At 64.4% G+C, this 26,532-nt stretch carries 23 protein-coding genes; 16 read left to right on the top strand and 7 right to left on the bottom strand.

Annotation, left to right across the window (positions count from 1 at the left end; translation table 11 throughout):
- Positions 1 to 275: 275 nt before the first annotated feature.
- Positions 276 to 473 carry a hypothetical protein gene (locus ABIB95_RS10065; protein WP_354239020.1) on the top strand — a complete coding sequence of 66 codons (198 nt, stop codon included), beginning with the start codon at positions 276 to 278 and terminating at the stop codon, positions 471 to 473.
- 22 nt (positions 474 to 495) lie between these two features.
- Here the strand turns inward: ABIB95_RS10065 and ABIB95_RS10060 are convergent, their stop codons facing one another.
- Positions 496 to 3,909 carry a VCBS domain-containing protein gene (locus tag ABIB95_RS10060; RefSeq protein ID WP_354239018.1) on the bottom strand — a complete coding sequence of 1,138 codons (3,414 nt, stop codon included), beginning with the start codon at positions 3,907 to 3,909 and terminating at the stop codon, positions 496 to 498.
- Positions 3,910 to 4,159: 250 nt separating this feature from the next.
- On the opposite strand from ABIB95_RS10060, the gene ABIB95_RS10055 reads away from it, so the two are divergent.
- The 5 genes from ABIB95_RS10055 (at position 4,160) to ABIB95_RS10035 (ending at position 10,418) form a co-directional block, all read left to right on the top strand.
- On the top strand, positions 4,160 to 4,972 hold the full coding sequence (locus ABIB95_RS10055; protein WP_354239016.1) for a FecR family protein: 813 nt from the start codon (positions 4,160 to 4,162) through the stop codon (positions 4,970 to 4,972).
- Positions 4,973 to 5,077: 105 nt separating this feature from the next.
- Positions 5,078 to 5,890 carry a tetratricopeptide repeat protein gene (locus tag ABIB95_RS10050; RefSeq protein ID WP_354239014.1) on the top strand — a complete coding sequence of 271 codons (813 nt, stop codon included), beginning with the start codon at positions 5,078 to 5,080 and terminating at the stop codon, positions 5,888 to 5,890.
- 36 nt (positions 5,891 to 5,926) lie between these two features.
- Entirely contained in the window at positions 5,927 to 6,121 is a 195-nt protein-coding gene (locus tag ABIB95_RS10045; protein WP_135214595.1) for a hypothetical protein, read from the top strand.
- Positions 6,122 to 6,353: 232 nt separating this feature from the next.
- Positions 6,354 to 10,100, top strand: coding sequence for a tetratricopeptide repeat protein (locus ABIB95_RS10040; RefSeq protein ID WP_354239012.1), 3,747 nt, complete (start codon positions 6,354 to 6,356; stop codon positions 10,098 to 10,100).
- An 81-nt stretch (positions 10,101 to 10,181) separates the two neighbouring features.
- Positions 10,182 to 10,418, top strand: a complete 237-nt coding sequence (locus ABIB95_RS10035) for a hypothetical protein (RefSeq protein WP_028148501.1) — start codon at positions 10,182 to 10,184, stop codon at positions 10,416 to 10,418.
- A gap of 231 nt (positions 10,419 to 10,649) precedes the next feature.
- Here ABIB95_RS10035 and fliP read toward each other — a convergent pair whose 3' ends face one another.
- Both fliP and ABIB95_RS10025 read right to left on the bottom strand, forming a co-directional pair.
- Positions 10,650 to 11,405: a flagellar type III secretion system pore protein FliP gene (fliP, locus tag ABIB95_RS10030; protein ID WP_063982286.1), complete on the bottom strand. Its 756-nt coding sequence runs from the start codon at positions 11,403 to 11,405 to the stop codon at positions 10,650 to 10,652.
- Entirely contained in the window at positions 11,402 to 12,382 is a 981-nt protein-coding gene (locus ABIB95_RS10025) for a flagellar biosynthetic protein FliO (protein WP_354239010.1), read from the bottom strand. Before ABIB95_RS10025 ends, fliP begins: the two co-directional genes overlap by 4 nt.
- A gap of 350 nt (positions 12,383 to 12,732) precedes the next feature.
- On the opposite strand from ABIB95_RS10025, the gene flgB reads away from it, so the two are divergent.
- The 9 genes from flgB (at position 12,733) to atzF (ending at position 21,847) form a co-directional block, all read left to right on the top strand.
- Positions 12,733 to 13,137 carry a flagellar basal body rod protein FlgB gene (gene flgB, locus ABIB95_RS10020; protein WP_208070577.1) on the top strand — a complete coding sequence of 135 codons (405 nt, stop codon included), beginning with the start codon at positions 12,733 to 12,735 and terminating at the stop codon, positions 13,135 to 13,137.
- Positions 13,138 to 13,231: 94 nt separating this feature from the next.
- Positions 13,232 to 13,657: a flagellar basal body rod protein FlgC gene (gene flgC, locus ABIB95_RS10015; protein ID WP_028148498.1), complete on the top strand. Its 426-nt coding sequence runs from the start codon at positions 13,232 to 13,234 to the stop codon at positions 13,655 to 13,657.
- 16 nt (positions 13,658 to 13,673) lie between these two features.
- A complete protein-coding gene (gene fliE, locus ABIB95_RS10010) occupies positions 13,674 to 13,982 on the top strand; it encodes a flagellar hook-basal body complex protein FliE (protein ID WP_008142413.1) in 309 nt (102 codons plus the stop codon).
- A 173-nt stretch (positions 13,983 to 14,155) separates the two neighbouring features.
- Entirely contained in the window at positions 14,156 to 14,419 is a 264-nt protein-coding gene (gene fliQ, locus ABIB95_RS10005) for a flagellar biosynthesis protein FliQ (protein WP_014494021.1), read from the top strand.
- Between the two features lie 17 nt (positions 14,420 to 14,436).
- Complete coding sequence (gene fliR / locus ABIB95_RS10000) at positions 14,437 to 15,207, top strand: flagellar biosynthetic protein FliR (protein ID WP_028148497.1); 771 nt, start codon at positions 14,437 to 14,439, stop codon at positions 15,205 to 15,207.
- Between the two features lie 7 nt (positions 15,208 to 15,214).
- Positions 15,215 to 16,294, top strand: coding sequence for a flagellar biosynthesis protein FlhB (gene flhB, locus ABIB95_RS09995; protein ID WP_063982289.1), 1,080 nt, complete (start codon positions 15,215 to 15,217; stop codon positions 16,292 to 16,294).
- A 154-nt stretch (positions 16,295 to 16,448) separates the two neighbouring features.
- Positions 16,449 to 19,031 (top strand): cell cycle histidine kinase CckA, encoded by a 2,583-nt coding sequence (gene cckA, locus ABIB95_RS09990; RefSeq protein WP_354239008.1) that lies wholly within the window; start codon positions 16,449 to 16,451, stop codon positions 19,029 to 19,031.
- Between the two features lie 229 nt (positions 19,032 to 19,260).
- Complete coding sequence (locus tag ABIB95_RS09985; RefSeq protein WP_085404226.1) at positions 19,261 to 20,292, top strand: Tim44 domain-containing protein; 1,032 nt, start codon at positions 19,261 to 19,263, stop codon at positions 20,290 to 20,292.
- Positions 20,293 to 20,461: 169 nt separating this feature from the next.
- The gene (atzF, locus tag ABIB95_RS09980; RefSeq protein ID WP_354239005.1) at positions 20,462 to 21,847 is read left to right on the top strand and encodes an allophanate hydrolase; all 1,386 of its coding nucleotides are present in this window, start codon (positions 20,462 to 20,464) and stop codon (positions 21,845 to 21,847) included.
- Between the two features lie 10 nt (positions 21,848 to 21,857).
- Here the strand turns inward: atzF and ABIB95_RS09975 are convergent, their stop codons facing one another.
- From ABIB95_RS09975 to ABIB95_RS09960, 4 genes are all read right to left on the bottom strand, one after another.
- Positions 21,858 to 22,583 carry a Crp/Fnr family transcriptional regulator gene (locus ABIB95_RS09975; protein WP_063986244.1) on the bottom strand — a complete coding sequence of 242 codons (726 nt, stop codon included), beginning with the start codon at positions 22,581 to 22,583 and terminating at the stop codon, positions 21,858 to 21,860.
- Positions 22,584 to 22,673: 90 nt separating this feature from the next.
- Complete coding sequence (locus ABIB95_RS09970) at positions 22,674 to 23,513, bottom strand: ABC transporter ATP-binding protein (RefSeq protein WP_354239107.1); 840 nt, start codon at positions 23,511 to 23,513, stop codon at positions 22,674 to 22,676.
- A 20-nt stretch (positions 23,514 to 23,533) separates the two neighbouring features.
- Positions 23,534 to 24,358 (bottom strand): ABC transporter permease, encoded by an 825-nt coding sequence (locus ABIB95_RS09965; RefSeq protein ID WP_354239003.1) that lies wholly within the window; start codon positions 24,356 to 24,358, stop codon positions 23,534 to 23,536.
- A gap of 14 nt (positions 24,359 to 24,372) precedes the next feature.
- Positions 24,373 to 25,374, bottom strand: coding sequence for an NrtA/SsuA/CpmA family ABC transporter substrate-binding protein (locus ABIB95_RS09960; RefSeq protein WP_354076124.1), 1,002 nt, complete (start codon positions 25,372 to 25,374; stop codon positions 24,373 to 24,375).
- Positions 25,375 to 25,697: 323 nt separating this feature from the next.
- On the opposite strand from ABIB95_RS09960, the gene ABIB95_RS09955 reads away from it, so the two are divergent.
- The gene (locus tag ABIB95_RS09955) at positions 25,698 to 26,372 is read left to right on the top strand and encodes a lectin (RefSeq protein WP_063982296.1); all 675 of its coding nucleotides are present in this window, start codon (positions 25,698 to 25,700) and stop codon (positions 26,370 to 26,372) included.
- Positions 26,373 to 26,532 lie beyond the last annotated feature (160 nt).

Raw genomic sequence — 26,532 nt, 5'->3', positions numbered from 1 at the left:
CAGAGTCGTTGATGGACCGCAACACCTCTGAGGTTGTGCGAGCCTACTCGGCAACCAAGTACGCAGATCAAACGCGCCGGGGAGTGGGGTGATCGCGAGCTTGATGTCTTTGCCGCACGAAGCTCGTCGGCTCGCGTTGCAGATGCAGCTGAAGCAAGCGGCATCTTCTGAGGCTGCGATGAGTTGACGCGTGCAACTGTGAACTGGAGTACACTGGTGCTGGAGAGTTCGTCCTAGGCTCCCGCCATCGGCAATCAGCCGCGCGGGCGGAAGCCATGAATTACTCGTCCGTAGCAGAACGCGCAATCGAAGCCGTCAATCGGCTGCTCATCGCGGCGATGACGTTGGCCTGGACATCCGCGCTTGACCATCAGCATGCATTGCCGCCGCAAGAAGAGGATGGCGACACTGACGATGTTTGTCCCGAGCGGGACGGCGCCGCCGCATCGGATGGCACCGGAAAACAACACTGAAGATCCAGTTGCCCTGCGGACATCACACGATCAGATCGTGCGGCACGTGGGCGTGAGCCGAGCCTGCGCCGTGAGCCGGATCAATATGCGGCGGGGACGGCTCAGGCATCGACGCCGCCCTGAATCCGTGGACGACGCCAGCATGTTCGTGCTGACCGGACGGGTCCGAAGGATCGTCCCATCCTGCGCTGAGCTCTGAATGGTGGCCATGCAAAGCGCCATCCTTGATGGCGTAGGGTCCGACCGCCGCGTGCCAGGGCACGGGCGCAATGTCACCCGAACCGTCAGAGCCGTGCTGCTTGAAATGAAATGAGTCCCCGAGGTGAACCGAAGCAACTCGAGGAAGGCCGTTCTCGGCTATCGGCTCCCCATGATGATGCTCGCGCAAGTGATTTTCGTGGTGTGACGTCTCGATGGAGTCTGGGCCGGACTCGATGCTTGGGTCGACCGTGGACGGTATGACCGGGCCGCTGTCCTTGGCGGCCACGCTCTCTGAAACGGGCGCGATCCCCTTGCCGTTGTCGAACGGTGTCAACTTGTCGAATACGAACCTATTCTCCGCGACTGCCGTGGGATGAAGCTGGTTGACGGGCTGCACGTGGCTCACCGCGGAGGCCACGTTCCCGCCGGTGGGCGCGTCCGATCGCGTGTTCGTATCGTCGGGCTGAACGAACTGGGTGTGCCCGACCCGGACAACCCGTTCGCAATCGGCATCGAATGTGCACCCGCTCGCCTTCGCAGCTTGCCCGGGCCCGTTTCCGTCGATCAGGGCGGCTCGCTCATGGACGGTTTCGCCTGATGAGGGGCTGGTCGCCGTCGTCGGGCTACCGGTCGCGTCGTTGCCCGCGCCCGGTTCCAGATTGGCCGGCGCGGCTGCCATCGCATGACCCGACGTTTCCAGCGCGAGCATGAAATCCGACGTCTGGACGGTGGAGAAGCCATCGAGATGGACTTCCACCAGGCTGGAATCGCCGATGCTCAGGCTTTGATCCGTCGGATTGACGTAAACGATGGTCTGGTTCGCCGAGCTGTCGTAGAGCCAGGCGATCGTATGTGCGGGCACCGTCGTGCTGGAGGGGTCGAGTGCCAGAACGGAGAGGGTGAGCGCGCCGAGCGCTATCAGGTCGCTCCGCTCAGAGTCTGCCTTGAAGCCAGAGATGATATCAGGGCGCGCTGCACTGGAATTTGACGTCGAGGCAAAGACGAAATGATCGTCTCTGGAGCCGCCGGCAAGAAGGGTCTGTTCGTGCCCGTCCTGAGAGGTGTCGCGACCGCCGTTTGTGCCGATCTTGCCATGATCCGGACTTTCGCCGGAGGCGCCGATGCCATCCGTGTTCGCGTCATGGGTGCTCGCAGCCACCGTCGGACCGGCGGCAAAGGCTCTCGCAGCCGCATTGTCTTCAGGGGGCGCGGTGGCGTGGGGCGGATCGGCGGCATTGAGAGCTGCCGCGTGGCCGAAATGGTCGCGATCGTCGGCGCCGTGGATTGTGATGGCTATGGTCTGTTCCGTCCCATCGATGGTCGTGACCGTGAAGGTGTCGGTCAAAGTCTCGCAGGAAGGAAGCGCCTGCACGGCACAGTTGGTGGTGTCGAGCGTGTAGGTCCACACACCGGCGGCGGTCATCGTGAAAGCGCCGTAGCCGCCCGCGCTCCGGGTCGCACAAGTGACCGGCGTGAATGTGTTCGGCGTGTTGTCGACGTCGGTGTCAGTCAGTCTGCCGCTCGCCGTCGGCTTGCCGTGTTCCCTGCAATCGGGCTCGGTCACCGAGCCGGTGATGCAGCCGTGGATGATGGCCGGATCGTTCGTGCCGTGGATGGTGATCGTCACCACCTGCGCGGTGCCGTCGATGGTGGTCACGGTGAAGGTGTCGGTCAGGGTGTCGTAGACGTTCAGCGCCTGGACGACGCAATTGGTGTTATCGAGCGTGTAGGTCCAGACGCCGTCAGCCGTCATCCGGAAGCAGCCGTAACCGTGGTCGCTCGCCCTTGGCGAGGTCACCGGCGTGAAGCTGTCGGGAGTATTGTCGACATCCGTATCTGCAAGCTTGCCGGTCGCGATCGGAGTCCCGGGCTTCCAACATGCGGCTTCCGTCACGGTGCCGGTCGTCGTCCCGGAAATGATGGCAGCGTCGTTGGAGCCGTTGATCGTGATGGTAATCAACTGCGGGGTCCCGCCGATGCTGGTCACCGTGAAGGTGTCGGTCAGCGTCTTGCCGACGTTCAGAGCCTGCACTGCGCTGTTGGATTGATCGAGCGTGTAGCTCCAGACGCCGTCGGCGGTCATGGTGAAAGTGCCGTAGCCGTGTGCACTCTTCGTCGGGGAATTGACGGCCGAGAAAGTGTTGGCGGGGTCGTCGACGTCGATATCCGAAAGCTTGCCGGTTGTGACAGTTGGGCCGGTTGTGACAGGTGGGCCGGATGCGGCATTGGCGACGCCGCCGGATTCGATTGACAAGCCGGTCGTCGTGCCGGAGATGATCGCCGCGTCGTCGGCTCCGTTGATGTTGATCGTGAAGGCCTGTTGAGCCGAAAGCGACCCGTCGGACACGGTGATCACAAAGCTATCGGTGGTCGGCGTCTTCAGCGCGTTGATCGCGCCACTGTTGGGAACGAAGGCATAGGCGCCAGTCGAGCTGTTCAGATAAAGCGTGCCATAAGAGCTGGTCTTCGATACGTCGTAGATCGCTCCCTCCAGCGCGGTAGCGCCCGTAGCGCCTCCGCTGATGCCGAAAGTCAGCGCGGCGCTGGAGCTGCTGGCGCTGAAGGTTCCCCTCGTTGCGGCGAAGACGTCGAACGCGACCGTGTCGAGTTCAAGCGGTCCCGCCTGCACATTCAAGATCGGCGGCGTCCGCACGGGCGTGATGATGTCGGGCACCGTGACGATGATCGGCTGCAACGGCAGCAGTGCGCTTGGCGCCGCGGGCGCTATGAAATTGATCGGCTCCAGCGGCAGAGATTCGACGAACGGAGGCGTGCCGGACCCGTTCTTGCCAAATCCCTTCGAGAAATTTTCGAGCGCCTCCTGCTGGGCCACCCGCAACTCCTCCATGCGGGTCGCGCTGTTGTCGAGCTGATTCACGGTAAGCCCGGAGCCGACCTTGCTCAGCACGACCGTTTGTCCGGGGTCCTCGACGATGATGTGCCGCGGGGTTGATTCCTTGGTCGTGAGCTCGAACGTGCCGTGTGCAAAGTCCTTGTATGTAATCGTATCGTCGTCCAGGAACGTTGCGTTCGGGTCTGCGGCCCTGACCTCTTTGATCATCGAGAAGAGCAATGCCGTGAGCGACAGCATCCCGAAACGGCCGGCAGAGGCTCGCTCATGAGATTGAATAGCGGGTACATCAGGAGGATTGCTCTTCGCCGTCTTCACGCGGCGATGCAGGCCCGCAGCGGCTTCGCGCTCGCCCCCGTGCTCTGCAGTGGACGTGACGGCCATTTTTCAACCTCGATTGCCCTAGCGGTCGGCCTCAGGCGTCGCCCTATGCCGCCGCGTCTTGGCCGGCTTGCCGCGTCACGCGATCGGGAACAATTTTGTGCCGGCAACCTCAGCTATGCCCGCTAAAAACTTGTCGTTTCTGAGAATTCCGCCCAAGCTGATCACGGCAGAATTGCTGACGTTTCGCCCGACGGTACCGCTTTCAGCGCTAAAAGCTGTTTGAAATTGCCTGGCGCGGATAGTGACTCTTTTGGACACGGCGATCAGCCATTCGGATTACCCCGGAATAACCATTTTGGCTGTCGTGGTTTGCTGTTGTTGGTCTGCCATTATCCCGATGGCTTTCGTCGGCGCTGTCGGAGCCGTTCGGATGCTCGAGGATCATATCTTCGAAAAGGAGGAAGCCATGGGCACTCGTGCAACGATTGTTCTCGTGGCAGGTCTCGTCCTTGCGCTGGCCGCTTCGTCACCCCGCCCGGTTCAGGCGCAGGACGATTCTCCGCGGCGCGCCGTGCTGGACTCGTCGTCAAAGCCAATCGGGAAAGTTGTGACAGCCGATGGCTCGGTCATCATCGAGCATGCGGGCGCCGCCATTGTCCAGGCAAACGTCGGGGCCGAATCCATCCAGACGAAAGTCGGTGATCCCGTCTATTTGGGCGATGTGGTTCGAACCGGTGCCGACAGTCGGGTCGGCATCAATTTCGTCGATGGAACTTCGTTCAACTTGTCGAGCAACGCCCGCATGACATTGGACGAATACGTCTACGAGCCGGGTGGAAAGTCCAATTCGACAGCCTTCAACCTGACCAAGGGTACGTTCGTTTTTGTTGCCGGCCAGGTTGCGAAGACCGGTGACATGAAGATCGAAACGCCGGTCGCGACGATGGGCATTCGAGGCACCACACCTCACGTCGAAATCTCGGACGACGGAACCACCAGGTTTTCCACTCTGATCGAAGAGGGCAAGAACAAATATACGAAGAAGCCCGGCGCAGCGGGGCCACGCCAACCCGAGCAAAGGGCCGAGCAAAGGCTCAATCTGAACATCTGTCGCGGCTGCTAGAGAATTGGTCGGAGCCCGTGCAATCGCCAGATCTCAGAAGATCGGGAGCCTGACATGAAACCAGGATCCTCCGTTGCCGAAGGCGGACTGGCGCTTTTCGTCCTGATGCTGGTCGGCTTGCCGGTCGCGGCCCAGAACTCCGGGGTGAAGGACAGCTATCTCAGCAATATCGAACTGTGCAACGGGACGGGTACCACCTCGCTCGATGCCCGGATTGGTGCCTGCACGACTTTCATACAGGCGCGTCCAGATTCGTCGGCAGCTCTGGCAATCGCGTATAACAATCGCGGCAACGCCTACACGGCAAAGGGCGACTACGACAGCGCCATCAGCGACTTCGATCAGTCGATCGCACTCAATCCGACATACGCAAAGGCCTTCAACAACCGCGGCGTGGCTCACTTGAGGAGACGTGAATATGAGCTCGCGATCGAAGCCTTTGATGATGCGATCAAGCTCGATCCCGGCTATGGCGCTGCCTTCGTCAACCGCGCCGGAGCCTACCTGAAGAAAAACGACCACCAGCGCGCGGCGCATGATTACGACGAGGCAATCCGTCTCCAGCCCGCCTCGCGGGCGGCATGGAGCGGACGATGTTGGACCCGTGCGGTTCTCAGCGCCTCGCGAGAAGCGCTGGAGGATTGCGACAGAGCGCTTCAATCGGGATCGACCAGCGCTGCCGTGTACGACTCGCGTGGGCTGATCCACCTGAAGATGGGTGAGTTCGGTGCGGCGATCGATGACTACAATGCTGCCTTGCGAGTCGCCCCCGAACTGGCGAGCGCGCTTTTTGGTCGCGGGCTTGCCAAGCTGAAGCAAGGCGATGCGATCGGCGGAAAATCTGACATTTCGACTGCAAGGACAATTCAGAAGAACATCGGCGACGAGTTCGCGCGTTATGGCGTCGAATACGACTGAGTTGGCTCGGTGAGGCGGAACGAATCGGAGGTGAATATGGATGCAAGGTTCGCGCTCATTCAAGCTCACGACGATAGCATTCGTCGCTATCAGCGGTTGTTGAACACACAGCTGACCGATCTCGAGCGTGAGTACATCGAGAGCCGAATCTCGGAAAAGCGATTGACCTTGCAGTCAATTCGCGAAGCGCGAGGCAAGTTGAATGCCTTGCCGGCCAATCGCGGGGTTTGATTGGCATTCCTGACGGGTGCGGACGAAGGGGGTGTTAACACCTCCTTAACCACTTGCTCCCCAGATTTCGAAGCACGAACGCCCGAGCCCGCAAGCAGGCGTCGCGACGCACTGTGCCGGGTGAATTCGTCATTACAGCATTAACAAGTCCTTAATTGGCAAAACCTACAGTCGACGGCACGGGCCGGCGCCAGTGCCGGCATGGACCGCCGAATTGGAAGAAACGCCGCCAATGGCGCAGAAGGCTGCCGCTGGATTGATGTCGCGAGCCCGCGCTTTGGCGCGGGGGTTGTCGCGCCATGTCCGCAAGGCGCCCGTGCTGGCGGCCTGCCTGCTTATCGGCCTTGGTGCGCCCGCCCGCGCCGCCGATGTGGTCCGGGGCGAGGCGACTTTCTCGGCCGGTGGCGGCTTTGCCCGTCTGGTGATCAAGCTCGGCGAGGACGTTCCCTCCGAGGTGACGACGGCCGGCTCCATTCTCATCATTCGCTTCGACCGGGCGGTCGACGTTCCCGTCGATCGCGTTCCGGAAGGTGCGCCCGACTACGTCAATTCTGCCCGCCGCGATCCCGACGGCAGCGCCATCCGCCTGTCGCTGGCGCGGCGCGTCACCGTCAACACCATGAATGCCGGCGAGCGCACCTTTATCGATCTCTTGCCGGAGGGCTGGAAGGGGCCGCCGCCAAGCCTGCCCATGGACGTGGTCAAGGAACTGGCCGAGCGTGCGCGCGTCGCCGAACGTGCCTTGCGCGCCCAGCGCGCCGCGGCAGAGACCAAAAAGCGTCCGCAGATCCGCGTGCGCGCCTCGGTGCAGCCGACTTTCGTGCGCTTCGTATTCGAGATGCCCGACGGCGTCGGCGTGTCCTCCGTGCTCAACGAGCAGAAGCTCACGCTCGCGTTCAATGCCGGCCTCAATTTCGATCTGGCGGACGCCGTCGTCGCCGCGCCCCCGAACGTCGCCTCGATCAAGCAGAAGTCCGACATCGACCAGACCAGTGTCGAGATCGCGCTGATCGGCGATTCGGACGTGCACTCCTTCCGCGACGAGAAGAATTACGTCGTCGACATCTCCTTCCAACCCGACAAGGGCAAGACCGCCGCGACGGCTGAGGCGGTGATCGCGCAGGCGAAGCCTGTGGCCCAAAGCCATGGACCGGCACCGGAAAAGCCGGCGGCCGAGAAGCCGAAGGAGGTCCATCGCGAGATCGCGCCGCCGACGTCCGAGACGATCGCGCGCGAAGCCAGGATCGAAGCCAAGATCGAAGCCAAGCCCGAGGTGAAGCCGGAAGCTCTGGCGGCGACGCCGCCGGTCGAAGCACCGAAGCCTGCGCCGGCTCCCGCGGCCGAAGCACCGCACGCCGCGGAACCGCCCAAGGACGTGTCGAAGCCCGCGGCGCCGGCAACGGAAGCTGTGGTCGCGCCCGTCAAGCCCGCGGTGTCCGAAGCGCCCAAGGAGGTCGTGAAGGAGGCTGCGAAAGAGCCGGTCAAGGAAAGCATCAAGGCCGCACCTGCCGAGGCGCCGGCCGCGCCGCAGCCCACCGTGGCCAGCGTCGATGTGCGCCGCGACAGCGATGGCTTGCGCGTGATCTTCCCGCTTCAGGTGGCAACGCCTGCGGCGGCGTTCCGCCGCGGCGATACGGTGTGGCTGGTGTTCGATACACCGAAGCCGATCGACGTCGAGGCGATCCGCAGCCGGGGTGGTGCGATGATCGGCGAGGTCAGCCGCATGCCGCTCGACAAGGGGCAGGCGGTCCGCATCCGTCTCACCCGGCCGCTGGTCTACTCGCTGACGAGCGAGGAGGTCGGCAAGGAGACCAATTGGCTCCTGACGCTCGCCGACAAGATCCAGGCGACGCCGCTGCCGCTGATGATGTCGCGCAACATCACCGATCCCGCGCTCGCCAATATCGCGATCCCCTTCGCCAATCCGGGCCTGTTGCACAAGCTGACCGATCCCGACGCCGGCGACACGCTCTATGTCGTCACCGGGCAGCGGCCGGTGCGCGGCTTCATCAAGCGGCAGGATCTCGTCGATCTCTCGTTGCTGGAATCCGCGCACGGCATCGCGATCCGGCCGAACTCCGACGAGGTCGGGGTCGAGGTCGGATCCGACAAGGTCATTCTCGGCAAGAAGGGCGGACTGACGCTGTCGCCGGTCGATATCTCCGCCGAGCGGGCACCGACCGCGGTGCGGCCGGTCTTCAGTCCGGAAGGCTGGCGCAAGGGCCAGTCGGAGGATTTCTGGACGCGCCAGGGCAGTCTGATCACGGCGATCGCGGCCGTCGAGCCGGCGCAGCGCTCGCTGCCGCGGCTCGATCTCGCGCAGTTCTACATGTCGCGCGCCATGTACCACGAAGCCAAGTCGGTGACCGACCTGATGCTGGCCGATCCCCTCAACAAGGAGGAGAGCGGCGCGCTGATCATGCATGCGATCGCGAACATCTTGATCGGCCGGCCAGCGCAGGGCTTGAAGGACCTCGCCAATCCCGTGATCGGCAACAGCCACGATTCCCAACTCTGGAAGGCGCTCGCCTATGCGCGCCAGGGCAAGTGGGCGGATGCGCGCGAGAAGTTCAAGAACGTCGAATTCGCCATCGCCTCGCTGCCGATCGACATCCAGCGCATCGTGACGATGGAGGCGATGCGCGCCTCGCTCGAGGTGAAGGATTATGCCGGCGCCTCCAAGCGCCGCAGCGAGATCGAGGTGGTCGGCATATCGCCAGAGGCGGCGCCCGGTTTCGCCGTGCTGCGCGGCCGGCTCGCCGAGACGCTCGGGCACGACAGGGATGCGCTCGACGACTACAAATTCGCGGTCGCCTCGAACGATCGTCAGGCGGCGGCCGAGGCCAAGCAGCTCGAAGTGGCGCTGCGGCAGAAGCGCGACGAGATCAGCAAGGAAGACGCGCTGCGTGAGCTCGAGACGCTGTCGATGACCTGGCGGGGCGACTCGATCGAGGTCAAGACGCTCCAGATGCTGTCGCAGATATATGCCGAGAATGGGCGCTACCGGGACGCGCTCAGGGCGGCGCGCACCGCGACAAGGCTCCAGCCGAACGCCGAGGCCTCGCGTCAGGCGCAGGACCTCGCCTCCGACCTGTTCACGCAGATCTTCCTGGGGCCCAAGGGCGACGAGCTGCCGCCGGTCGAGGCGCTCGGGATGTTCTACGAGTTCCGCGAGTTGACGCCGATCGGCCGCCGCGGCGACGAGCTGATCCGCCGCCTTGCCGACCGTCTCGCCTCGATCGACCTGCTCGACCAGGCCGCCGAGCTGTTACAGTACCAGGTCGACCATCGGCTCGAAGGCGCAGCCCGCGCCCAGGTCGCCGCGCGCCTGTCCATGATCTACCTCGCCAACCGCAAGCCCGACATGGCGATCTCGGCGCTGCGCGCGAGCCGTATCAGCGATCTCTCTGGCGAGCTGCGGCAGCAGCGGCTGCTGCTGGAGGCGCGCGCGCAAAGCGACGTCGGCCGCCACGATCTCGCGCTCGACATCGTCTCCAACGTTTCCGGGCGCGAGGTGCTCCGCCTGCGCTCCGATATCTTCTGGGCGGCGCGGCGCTGGCGCGAATCCGCCGAGCAGATCGAGCTCTATTACGGCGATCGTTTCCGCGACTTCAAGCCGCTCAACGCGGTGGAGAAGAGCGACATCATCCGCGCCGCCGTCGGCTATGCGCTCGCCGACGATTCGATCGGCCTGTCGCGCTTCCGCGAGAAATATGCGCCGCTGATGAGCGAGAGTGCGGACCGGGTCGCCTTCGACATTGCGAGCAAGCCGGCAGCGTCCTCCAGCGCCGAATTCGCCGAGATCGCCAAGCTCGCTGCCAGCGTCGACACGCTCGACGGCTTCCTGCGCGAGATGAAGCAGCGCTTCCCCGACGCAACCGCCCGCGCGCCGGCCTCGCCGCAAGCCAAGGACGAGGCCGACCACACCGGCTCGCTGCCCACGATCCCCGTCGTGCGGCAGATCAAGATGACGCGGTAGGAACCCTGCTACCACGAGGCCTCTCGACAGGTGCCTGTTGAAGCGGCAACCTGCGCGTCTTCATGCCGGGAGAGCGTCGATATGAGCAAGCCTGCCAAGACCGAAGCCGAACTCATCGCCATGGCGCGGGCCGAATTGAAGGTCCATGCCGATGGTCCGGATGACCTCGTCATCTCGATCGTCCGCGACGGCGATAGCTGGGAATTCCGCGCCGATGCCGACCAGGCCGCGACGGATAAGCCGGGCTTCCCCGAAAGCGTCGCCATGCTGGTGCAGATCGGCGATCACCTCAGCAAGCAGTATGACGTGAAGGGGTAGGGGCGCTGTCGACGCCGTCTCACTGTACGCCACGTTCTCGGTGTCATCGCCCGACTTGATCAGGCGATCCACCAGTAATCCAGAGACCGCAGTGATGAAATCGAAAGGCCGCGGCGTACTGGATGCCCCGGTCCCGGCTCCGCCAAGGCTACGCCGGGCCACAAGCTCGCCCGGCCGCCGAAGCTTCAGCGAAGGCGGCAAGCCGGGGCATGACGGCGGATGGAGCCGCAGTTATCCACCCCCGTAACTCTGCACCAGGCTTCCCGCCACCAGCGACCAGCCATCGACCAGCACGAAGAAGATCAGCTTGAACGGCAGCGAGATCGTTGCGGGCGGCAGCATCATCATGCCCATCGACATCAGCACGGAGGCGACGACGAGGTCGATGATCAGGAAGGGAAGAAACAGCAGGAAGCCGATCTCGAAGGCGCGCTTCAGCTCGGAGATCATGAAGGCGGGGACGAGGATGCGCAGGGCGAGGTCATCCGGCGTGGCCGGCGGCGGCTCGCCCGAGAGATCCAGGAACAGCTTGAGGTCCTTCTCGCGCACGTTCTTCTGCATGAAGCCGCGCAAGGGGACGGAAGCGCGCTGGAGTGCGTCCTCGACGCCAAGCTGGTTGGCGACGAGCGGGCGGATGCCCTCGTCGTAGGACTTCTGCAGGACAGGTCCCATCACGAAGAAGGTGAGGAACATTGCGAGCGCGATGATCACCGAGTTCGGCGGCGCGGTCGCCGTGCCCATCGCGGTGCGCAGCAGCGACAAGACGACCACGATGCGCGTGAATGACGTCATCATGATCAGGATCGACGGCGCGATCGACAGCACCGTGAGCAGCGCGATGAGCTGGATCGCGCGCTCGGTGACGCCGCCCCCCTGACCGCCGAGATTGATGCTGATGTCCTGCGCATGCGCAGGCATCGCGAGCGAAGCCGCGGCGATCAGGACAGAAAGAAAAACAACTCTACGCGGGAGGGCCGGCAGCCTCACGAAGACGGCTTCGGACGGCCGAGTAGCGAGGCCATCTCGTCTTCGAGATTTTCAAAGCTGGTCTTCTCCGCGGCCGGCTTTGCGGGCGGAGCCGGGGGGGCCGGCGGCTCGCTGCGTGCGGCGCGGGGCGGTGGTGGCGCGGGCGGCTCGGGCGCAACCGGAGGCGCGACCGTCTCGCCGGCGGGGCGGCGCAGCGCGGCTTCGAGCCGCTGCGCCATCTCGGCGAGATTCTGCTCGGCGTTCGAGGGCGCGGCAGGAGCGGGGGCCGGCGGCGGAACGGGCGGAGCCTGCGGCACGGGCGGAGGAGGCGGTGGCGCGGCCGCGCGCTCGGCGCGCACCGGGGGCACTTTCACCGGCTCGGTCTGCCGCGGGGGACGTGGCATCAGCGGAGGCTCGTTGCGGGCGATGCGCGGCGGAACCGGCTCGGGGCGTGACTCGCGCTCGGGGCGCGGCGGCAGGATCGGCTCAGGCGGAAAGCCGGCCAGTGGCGGTTCGTTGCGGCGCTCGGCCAGCGCGGGAGCGGGCCGGCGTACCTCGTCGGCGAAGGACGGGCGCGGCCGCGGCGGCGGCTCGGGCATTTGCGGTTCGGGATGATCGAGCAGTTCGGGCCGCGGAGCTTCGTCGGTCCAGCTGCTGGTATCGGGCATCGGGGCAAGGCGCGGCGGCTCGGCGGCATTGGAACGCTGCGGAAGCTGGTCGCGGCCGGGCGCTGCGCGCACGATATTGGGCTCGACGACGATGTCGGTGGGACCGCCAATCATCAGGAGATGCTCGACATTGTCACGCCGGACCAGCACCAGGCGGCGCCGGCCATCGACCGCGGCGGCATCGATCACGGCAAGCCGGGGCATCCGGCCGCGCTGGGTGTTGGCACCGAGCCGGCTGGTGGCGAATCGGCGAACCAACCATGCGGCGACGCCGATCAACGCCAGAACGACGATGAACGCCACGATGAAGGTGATTGGGCTGCCTTGCATACTTGTCCCCGACAAATGGCGCTTTTCTCGTGCCCATGGTCAGACGCGCCGACCATCGGCGTGGGATGCCCCAAACTGCGATTTCTTAACGTCCCACGGCAAGTTTTGCCGTCCCCAGCTCTTAATAACCTATGAATCGCTCGATCCAAAACGACTTCTTGGCCTGTGCATGGCTCGCCAAACGGTTGGGTTAATGCCGCTTTTGGATGCGTAGAATCACGGGGGGCGCAAAGTGGTGTTCCATCAAGGGACATGCATCGACGCCATCTTTAACCACCTGTTAACCATACACGCGGCAAATTCTGCCTAGCTTCGGGCCTTTGGTTCGAGAGGCGGAAGGAGCCGCAACGATGTCCATCAACGACCTCCCGGTGCTGTCGGCGCTTCGCACCAAGATGCAGTGGCACCAGGAACGCCAGCGCGTCCTGTCCGAGAACGTCTCCAATTCCGACACGCCCAAATTCCGGCCACGCGACCTGGTCGAGCCGAAGCTCGACAAATCAGGCGCCGTCACCGGCTCGATGGGCCCCCTGGCGCTGACCCGCACCAGCGGCTCCCACATGGCGCCATCCGGCGCGGCCTCGGGCTTTGACCAGAACAGGAATGCGGGTTTCGAGACCCGTCCCGCGGGCAACGCCGTCAATCTCGAAGAGGAGATGATGAAGGCCGCCAGCAACCAGATGGACTACGCGGCGGCGACCTCGCTCTATTCCAAGAGCCTGCATCTGCTCAAGACCGCGATCGGCAAGGGCTAGGGCATGATCCGGAAAAGTGTGCGGCGGTTTTCCCTCGCGACAAACGCGGAGCGTTTGCGCGGAGATCATGCTCAAGAGCTAAGGGAAGCGCATCATGGCGAATGACAGCAGCGACTTTGCCCGCTCGATGGCGATCGCGACCTCCGGCCTGCGTGCGCAGGCCGGGCGCATGCGGGTGATCTCGGAGAACATCGCGAACGCGGATTCGACCTCGCAGACATCAGGTGGCGATCCCTACCGGCGCAAGGTGCCGACCTTCTCCTCCGCGCTGGACCGCACGCTCGACGCGCAGGTCGTCACCCTCGGCAGGATCAAGCCGGACCAGTCGAACTTCCGCACCAAATACGAACCGAGCAATCCGGCAGCCGATGCGACCGGGAACGTCAAATATCCCAACGTGAACTCGGTGGTCGAGATGACCGACATGCGCGACGCGCAGCGGTCCTACGAGGCCAACCTCAACATCATCAGTGCGACGCGCCGGATGATCCAGCGCACGCTCGACATCCTCAAGAGCTGAACAGGACATTTGAGCCATGGCATCACCGACAATCGCAGCCAATGCTTATGCCAACCTCGCCCGCGTGCTGGAGAACAGCGGCGCCGGCAAGGGCAGCGAAGCGAGCGGGCAGTCCTTCGCTTCGCTCCTGAAAGACGCTGTCGGCAGCGTCATGGAGTCCGGCCGCAAGTCCGACGCCCAGACGGTGGCGATGGCCGCCGGCAAGGCCAACGTGATGGACGTGGTGACGGCGGTCGCCGACACCGACGTCGCGGTGTCCACGCTGGTCTCGGTCCGCGACCGCGTGATCGCGGCATATGAAGACATCATGAAGATGCCGATCTGATTTTTGGCGCCCGCGCTCGCCCCAATCGTCTTTGCGAGCGCGGCGAAGCAATCCAGAATCTTTCCGCTGGCGGCAGTCTGGATTGCTCCGCTGCGCTCGCAAAGACGGGGATAGGCCTTTGCTTCGCTCGGAACAGCGGTGAGGAGGCGAGAAATGAACAAGGAATTCTGCACATGACCGGACCTGAAACCCTCGACGTCGCGCGCGATGCGATCTGGACCATCGTGATCGTGTCGTCGCCGCTGATGGTGGTCGGCCTCGTGGTCGGCGTCGTCGTGTCGCTGTTCCAGGCGCTGACGCAGATCCAGGAGCAGACGCTGATCTACGTGCCGAAGATCCTGGCCATCTTCGCCACGATGCTGCTGGCGCTGCCGTTCATGGCCGACGCACTCCATTCCCACATGATGCGGATCTCGTCGCGAATCATCGGCGGCTGAGGCACAATGCGCCCGTCATGCGCATCGACGTCTCGCTGCTGCCGGCGCTCGCCGCTTCCTTCATGCTCGCCTTCGCCCGGGTCGGTGCGATGGTGATGCTGTTGCCGGGGCTGGGCGAGACCAACATTCCGACGCGGATCAAGCTGGCGATCGCGCTGCTGCTGACGCTGATCATCCTGCCGCTGCATCGCAACGCCTACCACGTCGACATGGGCTCGATCGCGCCGCTGCTGGTCATGATGCTGCACGAGATCGTGATCGGCATCGTGCTGGGGGCGACCGCGCGCGTGACGTTGTCGGCTCTTCAGGTCGCGGGCGCCGTGATTGCGCAGCAGATGGGGCTCGGCTTCGTCACTTCGGTCGATCCGACACAGGGACAGCAGGGCGTGCTGGTCGGCAATTTCCTGACGATGCTCGGGGTGACGCTGCTGTTTGCCACCGACAGCCATCATCTGGTGATCGCCGCTCTGAACGACAGCTACACGATCTTCGCGCCCGGCGAGACCGTATCGAGCGGCGACGTCGCTTCACTGGCGACGCGCGCCTTTGCCGCAGCGTTCAGCCTGGGCTTGCAGCTTTCCGGGCCGTTTCTGGTGTTCGGCCTCGTCTTCAATATCGGGCTCGGCGTGCTGGCGCGGCTGATGCCGCAGATGCAGGTCTATTTCGTCGGCGTGCCGCTGTCGATCTTCGTGGGCTTCCTGGTGCTCGCCGTGGTGCTCACCGCGATGATGGGCACGTATCTCGACTATTTCATCGGTGTGATGCACCAGATGATGCCGCTCAAATAGGTGATCGATGGCAGACGACAACGATCCCGACAGTCAAACAGAAGACCCGACACAAAAGCGTCTCGAAGAGGCGCTCGAACGCGGCGACGTCGCCAAGAGCCAGGAGATCAACACCTGGTTCATGATCGCGGGCGGCACGCTCGTGGTCTCCACCTTCTCGGGCTCGGTGGGCAGCGGGCTGGTGACGCCGATGCGCAACCTGCTTGCCAATTCCTGGATGATCAAGACCGACGGCAGGGCTCTGCTCGCGCTGATGCAGCAGATCGAGGTCGCCGTGCTCGCGGCGATCGGCGTGCCCCTGCTGATGCTGGTGCTGGCGGCGATTGCCGGCAACGTGCTCCAGCATCGCCTGGTCTGGTCGGCCGAATCCCTGAAACCCAAATTCAGCAAGCTGTCGCCGGCCGAGGGCCTCAAGCGCATCTTCGGCAAGCAGGCGGCCGCGAACTTTCTCAAGGGGCTCGGCAAGCTGATCGTGCTCGGCGCGGTCATGACCGTGGTCCTGTGGCCGGAGCGCCATCGTATGGAGGCGATGGTCAGGCTCGATCCGGCCGCCATGCTGGGCGCCAGCACCAGCCTGACCATTCATCTGCTCGGCGCAGTGGTCGCGGCGCTCGCGATCATCGCCATCGGCGACTATTTCTTCCAGTATCGCAGCTGGTTCCAGCGGCAGAAGATGTCGCTCCAGGAGATCAAGGAAGAGTTCAAGCAGTCCGAAGGCGACCCGCACATCAAGGGCAAGCTCCGGCAATTGCGCCAGCAGCGCTCCAAGAAGCGCATGATGGCGGCGGTTCCCAAGGCCTCGGTGATCATCACCAACCCGACCCACTATTCGATCGCGCTGTCCTACGAGCGCGGCATGTCCGCGCCGATCTGCGTCGCCAAGGGCGTCGACAACCTCGCTTTCAAGATCCGGGAGATCGCGCGCGAGCACGACATCCCGATCGTCGAGAACGTGCCGCTCGCCCGCGCGCTCTACGCCACCGTCGAAATCGACCAGGAAATCCCGACCGAGCACTACCATGCGGTCGCCGAGGTCATCGGTTACGTCATGCGGCTGAAGCAGGGATTCGGCGCCGGACGCGGATAAAATGCCCGAAAAGTACCGGAAATGGCCGTAATCTGGGAATCAGCGTACCTTTCGCCCTTGCTGCCCTTGCGCCTGCGGGTCCGATTCAGGCAGGGAGGACCCCACGCGCCCCGTAGCGCGTTGATTCTCTGCCGACAGGCTGTGCCAGCTTGAAATGACTGCCGAGACCGACCACGACCTCACACGCGAGCCCGTTGCGGCGCACGAGCCGTCGCCGCGCTCGGGCAGCATTGCGCTGGTGCTGCTCGTGGCCGCCGGCCTCGTCGCCGTCGCCGTCGGGCTGATGACGCTCGGGCGCGCGCAGGCGCAGCCCTATATCCTCGGCATCCTCGCCGTCCTGGCGATGGTCGGCCTGTTCAACCTGTTCGCCTTCGCCGCCGGCATCATCCGTTTCGTCGACCGCAGTCTCGATGATCCCGTGATGGGGCGCATTGCCGACCACGCCTTCGACGGCCTGGCCGTGACCGATCCCCGCGGCCACGTGGTCTATTCCAACGCCGCCTATCTGACGCTCACCGGCGCCAGCGGACCGCAGGAGGTGCGGCCCGTCGAGCGCGTCTTCATCGGCAACCCCGACGTCTCCGAAGCCGTGTTCCGCCTGCTCAAGGCCGCGCGCGAAGGAAAACGGCAGCAGGAAGAGGTGCGCATCTCCGGCCATGACGGCAGCCAGGGCCGCTGGCTGCGCATGCGGGTGCGCCCGCTCGGCACCGGGAAGCGCGAGGCGAAATACGCGGTGTGGTCGATCTCCGACATCACCCGCGACCGCGAGCGCCAGGAGGACGTGTTCCAGGAACTCCAGCACGCGATCGAATATCTCGATCACGCGCCCTGCGGCTTCTTCTCGGTCAATCCGGCAGGCGAGCTCGCCTATGTCAACGCGACACTGGCGAACTGGCTCGACTACGATCTCGCCGAGATCGGCTCGGGCGGGCTGAAGCTCACCGACATCGTCTCCGGCGACGGCGCCTCGCTGCTCACCGCGATCGTGGCGGTGCCGGGCGAGGTGAAGACGGAAGTCTTCGACATCGACTTGCGCATGCGCACCGGCAAGACCATGCCGGTGCGGCTCTATCACAAGCTCGCCTTCGGCGCCGACGGCGCGCCGGGGCCGTCGCGCACGCTCGTCATCAGCCGCGCCCGCGACGAGCGCAGCGACCCCGACCGCGCCGCCGAAGTGCGCTTCATGCGCTTCTTCGACCATACGCCGATGGCGATCGCGACCGTCGACCGAGGCGGCAACGTCGTGCGCGCCAACGCGCGCTACGCCAAGCTCGGGCAGGCGCTCGGGCTCGACAGCGCCAGCAAGTCGATCTTCCGCGCGGTCAATTCGCGCGACCGGCAACTTTTGATCACGGCCATCAACCAGGCCGCGGAGGGCCAGGCCGACGTCGCGCCGGTCGAGGTGGCGCTAGAGGGAGCCAAGGAGCGCTGGGGGCAGTTCTTCGTCACGCCGGTGGATGCCGCCGAGAACGAGGCCGAAGCCGCCATCGTGCACATGCTCGAGACCACCGAGCGGCGCGCGCTGGAGAACCAGATCAACCAGTCGCAGAAGATGGAGACGGTCGGCCAGCTCGCCGGCGGCATCGCCCACGACTTCAACAACGTGCTCTCCGCCATCATGATGGCGAACGACTTCCTGCTGAACGCGCACAAGCCGACCGATCCGTCGTTCCAGGACATCATGCAGATCAAGCAGAACGCGACGCGCGCCGCGACGCTGGTGCGGCAGTTGCTGGCGTTCTCGCGGCGGCAGACGCTGCGGCCGCAGGTGCTCGACCTCGGCGATGCGCTGTCCGATCTCGCCATGCTGCTGCGCCGGCTGATCGGCGAGAAGGTCAAGCACGAGACCATCCACGGCCGCGATCTCTGGCCGGTGAAGGTCGACGTCTCCCAGTTCGAGCAGGTGATCGTCAACCTCGCGGTGAACGCGCGCGACGCCATGCCCGACGGCGGCAAGCTGATCATCCGCACCGCCAACGTCACCGCGGAAGGAGCGGCCAAGCTCGCCTACAAGGGCATGCCGGCCGCGGACTATGTGCGGATCGAGGTCGCCGACACCGGCACCGGCATCCCCGCCGATATCCGCGACAAGATCTTCGAGCCGTTCTTCTCGACCAAGGAAGTGGGTAAGGGAACCGGCCTCGGGCTCTCCACCGTCTACGGCATCGTCAAGCAGACCGGCGGCTTCATTTACGTGGACTCGGAACCGGGGCAGGGGACTTCGTTCCATATCTTCCTGCCGCGCCATCACGCCGAGCCCGAGGTGCAGGAGCAGCCCGCAGCAGTGGTCGGCGCGGCCAATGGCGCCGCGAAGGAGACCGCACCTGCGGCGGCGGAGGCCAAGCCGCGGACCGATCTCACCGGACAGGGCACCATCCTTCTCGTCGAGGACGAAGAGGGCCTGCGCGCGCTGAACGCACGCGGCCTGCGCTCGCGCGGCTACACCGTGGTCGAGGCCGAGAACGGTGTCGAGGCCATGGAGGTCCTGGAGGAACAGAGCGGTGCGATCGATCTCGTCGTCTCCGACGTCGTGATGCCCGAGATGGACGGCCCGACGCTGCTGAAGGCGATGCGCGAGAAGAATCCCGACATCAAGTTCATCTTCGTCTCCGGCTACGCCGAGGATGCCTTCGAGAAGAGCCTGCCCGAAGGCCAGCAATTCGACTTCCTGCCAAAGCCGTTCACGCTCAGCCAGCTCGTGGCGGCCGTAAAGGAGACGATGGCAAAGGCGGGATGACGGCGACTACCACTGTCGATTTGCGAGAGTTCCTCGAAATGACGAGGAAAAAGCGGCATTCCTGTCGTAAACCCGCCGGTAACCCGCGACCGCAGTTCCTCCGGCTCCCCGGCCAAACCCCCGCCAAATATGGGCTTTTGCCACATCCCCGCGACTGAGGGCCGCAGCCATAAGTTCCGAAACCGGCTTCACTTTTCGGGAAGTCTGCCCATCTTAGGAGCACGTCCCCATGCCGGGGATTTGGGAAACGCACATGACTTTCTCGCAACGCTCCCGCACTCTCTTCAAGACCCTCGCCGTCATGCTGGCGCTTGCGCTGCCGACTGCGCTGGTGATTTCGTCCGCCGACGCCCGCGTCGGTGGTGGCATGTCGTCGGGTTCGCGCGGTTCGCGCACCTATTCGGCGCCGCCGTCGACCACGACCGCGCCGGGCTCGACCTCGCAGTTCAACCGCACCTATACCCAGCCGGGTGCCGGCATGAATTCGGCTGCCGCCGCACCCGCGCGTGGCGGCCTGTTCGGCCGCGCCGGTGGCTTCATGGGCGGCCTTGCGGCCGGCTTCCTCGGCGCAGGCCTGCTCGGCATGCTGTTCGGCGGCGGCCTGTTCGGTGGCCTCGGCGGCCTGTCGTCAATCATTGGCCTGATCATCCAGATCGCGCTCGTGGTGTTGGTGGTGCGGCTGGCGATGTCCTGGTGGCAGCGCCGCCACTCGCAGCAGGCGGCCTATGCCAATGCTGATGCAGGCAGCGGTCAGGGACCGCAGCCGAACTATCGCAGCGGCCTCGGTGGCGGTAGCGTCGGTGGTGGACTTGGCGGTGGTCTCGGCGGCTTCGGCTTCGGCGGCGCCAACAACGCGCCGCTCGAGATCAAGCCGGATGACTATGAGGCGTTCGAGCGCCTGCTCGGCGATGTCCAGGCCGCCTGGTCGAACGAGGACGTGGCCAAGCTGCACACGCTCGCGACGCCGGAAATGGTCTCCTATTTCGAGCAGGACCTTGGCCAGAACCGCGCGCGCAACGTCGTCAACAAGGTGACCAACGTCAAGCTGTTGCAGGGCGACCTCGCGGAGGCCTGGCGCGAAGGCGAGACCGAATACGCCACGGTGGCGCTGCGCTTCGCCCTCACCGACAAGACGCTGGACCGCAACAGCGGTACGGTTGTCGCCGGCAGCGAGCAGCCGGGCGAGGCGACCGAGATCTGGACCTTTGCCCGCCGTCCGGGCAGCGGCTGGGAATTGTCGGCGATCCAGCAGACCAACTGATCGTACGCAGATTAAAGACAAGGGCGTCGTGCTTCGGCACGGCGCCCTTTTTCTTTGAGCCGCTTATATCCTGATACGGCCGACCATTTTGCGCGAAGCACTTAATTGCTTGTTGCCCGCGCAGAGCTCCCGCAATTTCGCGCCTGCCGGTTAGAGAGGGAGATATTCGGTGAGCCAGTCTGTCGCGCGCTCCAGGACAAATCACGAAACCATTGCCAGGAATTCGTCCCTGCCGCTGGAGGCGATCGAAACGGCGTATGACCGGATCGAGGCCGAGCGCGACCGCAATTGCTGGATCTATCTCCGCCCGCGGGAGGAGGCGCTCGAAGCATGCCGGAAGCTCGTGGCGCGCGCGCGGACAGGCGAAAATCTTCCGCTGCTCGGCATTCCCTTTGGTGTGAAGGACAATATCGATGTCGAGGGAATGCCGACCACTGCCGCATGCCCCGCGTTCAGCTACACGCCCTGGCATTCCGCGCACAGCGTCGAACGCCTGACCGCGGCCGGCGCAATTTGCCTCGGAAAGACCAATCTCGATCAGTTCGCCACAGGCCTGTCCGGTGCGCGTTCGCCCTATGGCCCCTGCGCGTCGGTTGCCGATGCGCGCTATATTGCGGGCGGCTCCAGTTCCGGGTCCGCGGTCGCCGTCGCGGCGGGGCACGTCGCGTTCGCGCTCGGCACCGATACTGGCGGGTCCGGCCGCATACCTGCCGGCTTCAACAACATCGTCGGAATCAAGCCGACCGTTGGGCTGGTGTCATCACGCGGGCTGGTGCCGAATTGCCCGACGATCGATTGCGTTTCGGTGTTCTGCAATACCGTCAGCGATGGCGAGGCAATCCTCGAAATTATCGAAGGGTTCGATTTCGAAGATCCCTACAGCCGCCTGCCCAGGGCCTTTTCTTTCGCCAGCGGGGCGGTGCCATCGTTCCGGTTCGGCCGCATTGCGGCCGCCGATCTCGAATGCTTCGGCATGCCGGAATGCGGCGAGCTCTATGAGCGCGCCTGCGAGCGTTTCACGCAGATCGGGGGAACGGCGATCGAGGTGGACTTCGCGCCGTTCCGCCAGGCCGGGGAGTTGATGTTCAGCGGACCCTGGGTCGCGGAGCGGCACTCGGCCATCGCTTCGCTGATGGACATCGATTCTGGCTCCCTGCTTGATGTCACGAGGACCGTGCTGGGCTCGGCCGCCGGCTATTCAGCGATCGACACATTTGGTGCCATTCACCGGCTGCACCGGCTTCGCCGCGACGCCGAGGCGATCTTTGCGGGTATCGATGCGCTGGTGGTCCCGACCGCACCGCGGCCGTTCACGCTGGAGGAGATGGATCGCGATCCGATCACCCTCAACAATCGCCTCGGCTACTACTCGTACTTTGCCAATCTGCTCGATCTCTGCGGCGTGGCGGTTCCGAACGCGACATTGCCGAACGGCGTGCCGATGGGCGTGACCCTTCTGGCGCCGGCCTGGCATGATCGCGCGCTGATCGGACTGGCGCGGCGGTTCGAGGCCAGTGCAGGCCGAGCGGCGTTCGAATTGAAGTCTGGCGGTTGACGGACGGAATTTATTCCATCTCTTGCTCGAGTGTCGAAAGATCCAGGATCGAAATCACGGATCTGTCGTACCTGATCACGCCTTCCTCCTGGAGCCGCGCGAGCTGTACTGTCACCCATTGGCGGGTGGATCCGATGAGATTGGCGAGATCGCCGTGGGTAAACGGCATCCCGATGACGACCTCGCCGTCGCGCTTAACGCCGTAGACGTGCGACAGGAAGATCAACAGGCTATGCAGCCGCTCGGTCACCGAGCGCGTCCCGAGCATCTGGGCCATCGCCGAATAGCATCGCGCCTTGAATGCCAGGGCATCCAGCAGGGCGACGGCGATCGCCGGCGATTCCAGCGCAAGCCGCCGCAGCGCCAGTCCCGGCATGAACGTCAACAGGCTGGGTTCGGCCGCAACCGATGACCACATGTGCGGGCCCGTTCCGAATATATCGGGGCCGCCGACGAAGTTGCCGGGAAACCAGTAGGCGAGCGTGACCTCGCGCCCCGACGGCGCCGCATAGTAGCTGCGTATGCGTCCCTCGCTGATCAGGTAGATCCCAGCCTGTGTGTCGCCCTGAGACCAAACCAGTTGGCCGGCTTCCAGGGCCTTCTCGCGTCCGATCGCGCGCAGCCGATTGCAATCAGCCCGGTTGAGACCATCCAGCAAGCCGGGCAGCGGCCTGACGAGATTGTCCGACTCGGCCAGCATCACGCCTGCCGCTATCGCGCTATTCGCCCTGTGCATCGCCGGCTCCACGGTGAGACCCGGCATCGATTATTCAAGAACCATGCCAGCGCGCTGCGGGCTGCTTCGCGATTTCCAAGTTCTGGGGGATCAGCTCGCGTCCGACTGATTGAACGCCCGCAACCCTTCTGCGCGGATGACGTCGAGACAATCCTTCTTGAGGGAAAGATAGGTTGGCTCGACCATGACAGAGCTCGACCGCGGGCGCGGCAGCTTGACCGCGACTTCGCGCAGGATGCGGCCGGGTCCCGCGCTCATGATGAGAACACGGTCGGCCAGCACGATGGCCTCATCTATGTCATGCGTGACGAACACGATCGTCGCCTTGATCCGGTCGCGCAGCTCCAGCAGATTGTCTTGCATCACCGCCCGGGTCTGCGCATCGAGGGCTCCGAAGGGCTCGTCCATCAGCAGCACGCGAGGCTGATTGGCCAACGCTCGCGCGATCGCCACGCGCTGTTGCATGCCCCCGGACAGCGTGTTCGGATAGGCGTCGGCGAAACGCTTGAGACCGACCATCGCGATCAGATCGTCGGCGATGGCATTCGCTTCCGTCCTGGACTTCCCAAGCATCCTCGGGCCGTGGGCGATGTTCCTGCGGACAGACTTCCAGGGGAAGAGATGCGGCTGCTGGAACACCATGCCGACATCGGGTCGCGGGCTGTAGACGCGCGAGCCCTCTACCAGGATGTCGCCTTCAAACGGCACTTCCAGTCCGGCGATCGTATTGAGCACCGTCGACTTGCCGCAGCCGGAGGGCCCGACGATGCAAACGAACTCGCTAGGCGCCACGTCGAAGGAAACGCGATCCACCGCGATGGTCTGCCCGCGGCGGGTGTCAAAAACGATGCTCAGGTTTGAGACTTGAATGGCCGGTTGTTTCCGCGCCGATTCGACGGAGGCTGGCGCACTTGCCAGAGCCAGTTTCATGATCGATCGAGCTCCCGACATCAACGCCACCAGACAGTACGTTCCGCAAGAGCCGAAAACAGCCGGTCGGCAATGAACGAAATCAACCCGAGCGCTGCGAGCCCGCCCATGACCTGGCCCGTTTGCAAATTCTGCTGCGCAATCTCGATCCTGTAGACAATGCCGGCGAAAGCGCCTGCGAGTTCGGCCGCGACAAGCGTGTAAAAGGAGATGCTGACGGCGGTGCGCAACCCGACCACGATGTAGGGAAGCGCGCCCAGCAGCACGATCTCCTGGAGCATCTGCCGCCGGGGCGTGCCGAGCATCAACGCCGCCCGAATCAGGCCGCGGTCGACCTTCTGCACGCCGATGTGGGTCGAAAGCCAAACCGTGAAGAACACGCCCCATACGACGAGGAATAGTTTTCCCGCCTCCGACAGGCCGAACCACAGGATGACGATCGGCACGAAAGCAATCGGCGGAATTGGCCGCAGGATGTGGAATAGCGGGGACAGCAAGCTCGAAACAACAGGGAATTGGCCGGTGAGGATACCGAGCAGGATGCCGAGCGCGCCGCCTAAGATGAACCCCGTGGTGACGCGAAAGAGGCTGGCCAGCAGATCGCCAAGGAACTGCCCGCTTCGTATCCACTCAAGGACCGCCGCAGCTACCACCGTCGGCGGCGGAAACAGCACCATGTTGACGGCCCCGGAACGAGAGACCAGTTCCCAGAGGCCGACGAACAGGGGAAGCGAAAGCGCCCCGATCAGAATATTGAGGCGGCGAAGACGAGCTGAATCCGGCCGCCGACCGCGACCGTCGGTGCGGAGAGCAATTTCTTGTCCTGCTGAAGTGCCGTCCTGCATGGCTGTGCGGGTGCCTATTTCCACGAGAGCGTGACGCGTGCGGGGTCGACCTTCTTCAGCGGCTCGGCGACGACGACCTTGCTGAAGTCGGGCATCACCGCTCCCGGAGGATGGTTGCCGCTCTCGAGGCGCCATGCGGAGTGGGTCTTGAGAATCTCGATCAGCCGGTCGTCGAGACGCACCCGGTAAACATAGTCGGCCCAGATCGGAGCGAGGTCGTCGCGCTTCATGCCAACCGCGTCCGCCACGACCGTGATCGCTTCATCCGGGTGTGCTTTCATCCAGACCTCGGCGTCGATCAGTGAGGCGATGAACTTCTCAACCAGCGCAGGGTTGGCATCCAGATAGGGTCTCGTGACGACGATGTTGAACGTCTCGGAGTAAGTGCCCGTTGTATCGAGCTCAGCGACGGCTTCGCTGAGGGCCTTCTTGGCGTTGGCGATGTGGGGTTCCCAAGTGTCGATCGCGTCGATGCTTCCTGCTGCAAGTGCCGGTAGCATCTCCTGCGGCCGCAGGTTGACGAGGGTGACATCCTTGGGAGTCAATCCCGCCGACTTCAGCAAAGTCGCCGTGTAGACCTCGCTGCCGGTGCCGGCAGTGAATCCGATTCGCTTGCCGCGAAGATCTGCCTTGGTCTTGACGCCAGCCTTGGCCGCGACGACCGTCTTGAGGTCGGAATATTCCATGCCGGCGACGAAGGCGATGGGCTGGTTTGCCATCGCCGAAGCGGTGACCGGCGCCTCCGCCGTCGTCGCGATGTCGGCGCCGCCCCCGATCACGGTGTCCAGGCACTGCTTGCCGGACGTGAAATTCGAGACGGTGATGTCCAGTCCGTTCTTTTCGAAAATCCCCTTCGATTTGGCGACGATCGCAAGGCCGGAGATCGGTCCGAGGTTTTGCGCAAGCCGGGCTTTGAGCAATTCCGCGGCCGAGGCGCGGCCCGGACTGATGGCAAGGCAGCAAAGCGCGGCATAGCCGGCAATTGCCGCGATTGGGCGGACGGTGTTCCAGTGCATGACGATCTCCCCTCGCGCCGCGCCCGGCGGCAGCCCCGATGTGATCGCGGATGCCGCCCTGAACGGCCCCACAGCAGACTCCCGCGTCCTCTCCCGGGCGATCTCTTGAGGATCGGCCCCACGTTGGTATGCTCGCCCGGCGCTACGGTCTCGGGAAGCAATTAATCGACATGGCCCTCGGGGCGACCGGTCGTGCGCCGCCGCTCGAGGTGATGCGCGTGCGGCGGATGGCCGCTGGAATAATGTCTGTCGTGACGGGTTCATGTCAGCGGATCAAAGACCGTCCAGCGAGGCGCAATCGTAGGAACAATCGGGAGGATAGGATGAGCATTCTTGCCAGGGTCATCGTGCCAGCAGGCGTTGCGTTCGCGGTCTTCGCAAGTCCATCGGTGTGGGCGCAGTCAGCCGACATGACCTTCTTCGTGACTTCGAGCGGGCCGGGCAAGGGAGCCGATCTCGGCGGCCTGGAGGGAGCCGATGCGCAGTGCCAGAAGCTGGCGCAGGCCGGCGGCGCCGGCGGCAAGACCTGGCGCGCCTATCTCTCGACGCAGGCCGCTGACGGCAAGCCCGCCGTCAATGCCAAGGACCGCATTGGCAAGGGACCGTGGCAGAATGCCAAGGGTGCGGTGATTGCCAAGGACGTTGCCGACCTGCACGGCGCGGCCAATAACCTCACCAAGCAGACAGCGCTCAGCGAGAAGGGCGAGGTCATCAACGGCGCCGGCGACACGCCGAACCGACACGATATCCTCACGGGATCGCAACCGGACGGCACCGCTTTTGCCGCGGGCGACGACAAGACCTGCAGGAACTGGACGTCGAGCACGCAGGGCGCGGCGGTCGTCGGCCATGCCGATCGTAAGGGCCTGCGCGACGACGAGCCGTCAAAGTCCTGGAACAGCTCTCACCCCTCGCGCGGTCCTGACGGCGGCTGCTCGCAGGCCGATCTGAAGAGCACCGGCGGCGACGGCCTGCTGTTTTGTTTCGCGGCGAATTGAGTTAGGGCGCGCAGCTCTCTCCCCGCGAGCGTAGCGAAGCAATCCAGACTGTCTCCGCGGAAAGATGCTGGATTGCTTCGCTTGCGCTCGCAACGACGGGGTATGTGGTGCCGCCGTTCCGTCTCGCTCTCACGGAACCTTCGGCCGCATGTTACATTGG

Source organism: Bradyrhizobium sp. LA2.1 (genome assembly GCF_040547725.1).
GTDB classification, from domain to species: Bacteria; Pseudomonadota; Alphaproteobacteria; order Rhizobiales; family Xanthobacteraceae; genus Bradyrhizobium; species Bradyrhizobium barranii.
Note: the sequence above shows the minus strand (reverse complement) of the source record. Positions and strands in the feature narration are given on the sequence as shown.